The sequence below is a fragment of the Hydrogenophaga sp. genome, from assembly GCF_022844385.1.
Classification (GTDB): domain Bacteria; phylum Pseudomonadota; class Gammaproteobacteria; order Burkholderiales; family Burkholderiaceae_C; genus Hydrogenophaga.
Genome location: NZ_JALHLX010000215.1, coordinates 1 through 3,583, shown reverse-complemented (window position 1 = coordinate 3,583; position 3,583 = coordinate 1). Strand labels below are relative to the sequence as shown.

The 3,583-nt window shown below is 60.1% G+C and carries 4 protein-coding genes and 1 other RNA gene; all 5 read left to right on the top strand.

The genetic code is table 11. The features are described from left to right. Positions 1-103 precede the first annotated feature (103 nt). Complete coding sequence (gene ompA, locus Q0C59_RS19195) at positions 104-760, top strand: outer membrane protein OmpA (RefSeq protein WP_291218593.1); 657 nt, start codon at positions 104-106, stop codon at positions 758-760. A 69-nt stretch (positions 761-829) separates the two neighbouring features. Further along, the gene (gene ubiG / locus Q0C59_RS19190) at positions 830-1,537 is read left to right on the top strand and encodes a bifunctional 2-polyprenyl-6-hydroxyphenol methylase/3-demethylubiquinol 3-O-methyltransferase UbiG (RefSeq protein ID WP_291218591.1); all 708 of its coding nucleotides are present in this window, start codon (positions 830-832) and stop codon (positions 1,535-1,537) included. Then, the gene (locus tag Q0C59_RS19185) at positions 1,534-2,211 is read left to right on the top strand and encodes an HAD family hydrolase (RefSeq protein WP_291218589.1); all 678 of its coding nucleotides are present in this window, start codon (positions 1,534-1,536) and stop codon (positions 2,209-2,211) included. The genes ubiG and Q0C59_RS19185 overlap by 4 nt, the downstream gene beginning before the upstream one ends. A 12-nt stretch (positions 2,212-2,223) precedes the next feature. Beyond that, positions 2,224-2,600: a transfer-messenger RNA gene (gene ssrA / locus Q0C59_RS19180) on the top strand. Positions 2,601-2,810: 210 nt separating this feature from the next. Then, the coding region (locus Q0C59_RS19175) for a phage integrase central domain-containing protein (RefSeq protein ID WP_291218587.1) at positions 2,811-3,583 on the top strand (773 nt) is incomplete at its 3' end.

Here is a 3,583-nt window from a genome sequence, read left to right as displayed (position 1 = left end):
GTATAGCGCTTGTGGCACAATGAAATCCAGCGTTTTGAGTGGTGGTCACTTCAAGCGTCTTTTTTTGTACGCAGATTGTCTGCGGCTTACCAAGAGGAAAACCATGAAAAAACTCAACAAAGTGGCAATGCTGATCGCAACGGTTGCCATGGCATCGGCCGCGGGCGCCCAAACCATCGACAACTGGCGCAATGGCACCAACGACATCGTCTGGAAAAACGGCACCAACGAACTGTGCTGGCGCAATGCCAACTGGACGCCTGCGACGGCAGCTGTCGGTTGCGATGGCGCTATCGTTCCAGTCGCTGCCCCTGCTCCTGCTCCCGCACCAGCTGCTGCACCTGCGCCGGCGCCTGCCGCACGTCCTGCACCAGCTCCTGCAGCTGCTCCAGCACCTGCTGCTTCCAAGGTCACCTACGCTGCCGACGCGTTTTTCGACTTCGACAAAGCCGTGGTCAAGCCCGAAGGCAAAGCCAAGCTGGACGACCTCGCCAGCAAGGTTTCCGGTATCAACCTGGAAGTCGTGATCGCTGTGGGTCACACCGACTCCACCGGTGCAGCTGGCTACAACCAGGCGCTGTCGAACCGCCGTGCTGAAGCTGTCAAGGCTTACTTGGTGAGCAAGGGCATCGAAAGCAACCGCATTTACACCGAAGGCAAGGGCCTGACCCAGCCAGTGGCTGACAACGCCACCCGCGAAGGCCGCGCCAAGAACCGCCGCGTTGAAGTTGAAGTGGTTGGCACCCGCGCCAACAAGTAAACCTTCGGTTTGCCCATGAAAAAACCGCGCCGAGGCGCGGTTTTTTCATGGGCTGACGATAATCAGCGCATGAATCAACATCTCAATGCCGATCCTGCAGAGTTGGCCAAATTTTCCGATCTCGCGCATCGTTGGTGGGATCCTGAAAGCGAATTTCGGCCGTTGCACCAGATCAATCCATTGCGATTGACCTGGATTGATGCCCTGGCTCAGATCAAAGGCAAACGGGTGCTGGACGTCGGTTGTGGCGGCGGCATCCTTTCGGATGCCCTGGCTCGCAAGGGCGCACTCGTGACCGGCATTGACCTGTCAGCCAAGGCACTTCGGGTAGCACAGTTGCACGCCCTGGAAGCGGGAACAACCAACGTCGACTATCTGGAGATCAGCGCGGAGGCCATGGCCCAGCAGGAGCCGGAAGCGTTTGACGTGGTCACTTGCATGGAAATGCTGGAGCACGTGCCCGACCCTTCTTCGGTCGTGCGGGCTTGTGCTGCACTGGTCAAGCCGGGTGGCTGGGTGTTCTTTTCTACACTGAATCGCAACCCCAAGGCTTTCCTGTTCGCCATCCTTGGTGCAGAGTACGTGTTGCAGTTGCTGCCCAAGGGCACCCATGAATACGCGAAGTTCATCAAGCCCAGTGAACTGGCGCGGTACAGCCGTGAAGTGGGTTTGGAGCTGACAGGCACACGTGGCATGGAGTACAACCCTCTCACGCGCCGCTACTGGTTGAGCGGCGACACGAGCGTGAACTACCTGTTTGCCACCCGCAAGGCATGACGCTCTCAGTCTTTCGAGGTGTGCGTGCCGTGTTGTTCGATCTCGACGGCACGCTGATCGACAGCGCTCCCGATCTGGGCGCTGCAGCTGATGCCATGCGGGTGCGGCGCGGCATGTCGTCCAAACCGCTGACAGAATACCGACCCCACGTAGGGTCCGGTGCGCGCGGCATGCTGCGGGTGGCCTTCGACATGGACCCACAGCACTTCGACTATGAGCAGTACAAGGAAGAGTTCTTCGTTTGTTATGAAAGCTGCTTGACACATCGAACGCGCCCGTTTGACGAGGTCGTTCAACTGGTTTCGTTGCTGCGGCAGCGCGGCCTGCTTTGGGGCGTTGTGACCAACAAGGCCCAACGTTTCACAACGCCCATCACCCGCTCCATGGGGCTGTTCGATACGGCAACCACCGTGATCAGTGGTGACACCACCCCCCATGCCAAGCCGCACCCTGAGCCCTTGCTTGAGGCCGCGCGGCAGATGTCCTTGGCGCCGGCTCAATGCATCTACGTGGGCGATGACGAGCGGGACATCCGCGCAGGGCGCCTGGCTGGGATGGGCACCGTTGCTGCCCGCTATGGTTACCTGGGTGCGGGCGCAGATGTGGCGAGCTGGGGCGCAGATGCCGAAGTTTCTTCTCCCATGCAGGTCTTGCAATTGCTCGAACCGTCTTAAAATAGCAGTCTTGGGGCTGCACTGGTTTCGACGTGGGTTCGGACGCGCAGCAGGGCATGTCGAGGTTCTGTCACCTCGTAAAGCAACAGAAAAAAACCAACTGCAAACGACGAACGTTTCGCACTCGCCGCTTAATCAGCGGTGAGCCTTGCAACAGCAGGCCGATGGGCTGGGCAAGGGGGTCGCAAGACCTCCCGGCTGCAAGGATAATTTCATCGGCTGGCTTTGCGTCGGGCACCTTGGCGCAGGGCGAGACTCAAGGATGCTGGCTTCCCGTTTAGCGTGCCACTGCGCGACTCGGGCGGCGAGACTCAAATCAGACGGCTACACATGTAGAACTGCTCGAAGAAGGCTTGCGGACGGGGGTTCAAATCCCCCCAGCTCCACCAGTACCACCGATAAAGGCCGCTAGGAACATACATCTAGCGGCCTTTTTCTTTGGAAAATCAACGATCTACCGGGTAAAGACGTACACAGACCGCTATTGACAGGCAAACCATAGCGGGGGAACATCTTGGGGAACAAACCCGGTCTTGGACCCCCTTGGGGGAACAGCAGCCCCCTGTAGAGGGTGGCCGGGGCTTCAAAGGTGTTCCCCCATGCTGACCGATGCCCAGTGCAGAAACGCTGTTTGCCCACCCGACAAGGCCCGCGCGCGGCTGGCCGATTCAGGGGGGCTGTACCTGGAGGTAGCCCCCAACGGCTCACGGCGCTGGTTCTGGAAGTACCGGAAAGACGGCAAGGAAGGCCGCATGGCGCTGGGCGGCTATCCGGCGGTGCCCCTCACGGCAGCACGAAAGGCCCGCGATGTGGCAAAGCAGACGAAAGCTGCGGGGTTCGATCCGGTACAGGCCCGCAAAGTTGACAAGCTCAAAGCCAGCAACCCCGCCGGGGATACGTTCCGGGTGGTGGCATGGGAGTGGTTTGACAAGCAAGCCCCCCAATGGAGCGAAGCACACGCGGTGCGATCCAAGCGCCAGTTTGAACGCGATCTGTTGCCATGGCTGGGAGACAGGCGGCTGGCCGATATCGAGCCGGTGGAGCTGCTGGCTACGCTGCGCAAGGTGGAGCAACGGGGAGCGGTGGAGACTGCTGACAGGGGCTTGATGCTGGCTAGGCAGGTTTGGCGCTATGGGGTGGCGACGGGTCGGGTGGGGCGTGACATTACCGCAGACCTTAAAGGCGCATTGACCCCGTACAGGGGCACTCACTTTGCAGCAATCACCGACCCCCTCAAGCTGGGCGAACTGATCCGCGCGATACGTGTTTACAGAGGCGGACCAATCGTGCGCGCGGCTCTGCAACTTGCCCCCATGTTGTTTCAGCGGCCCGGTGAGCTGCGCGCGGCTGAGTGGGCTGAGATTGACCTTGA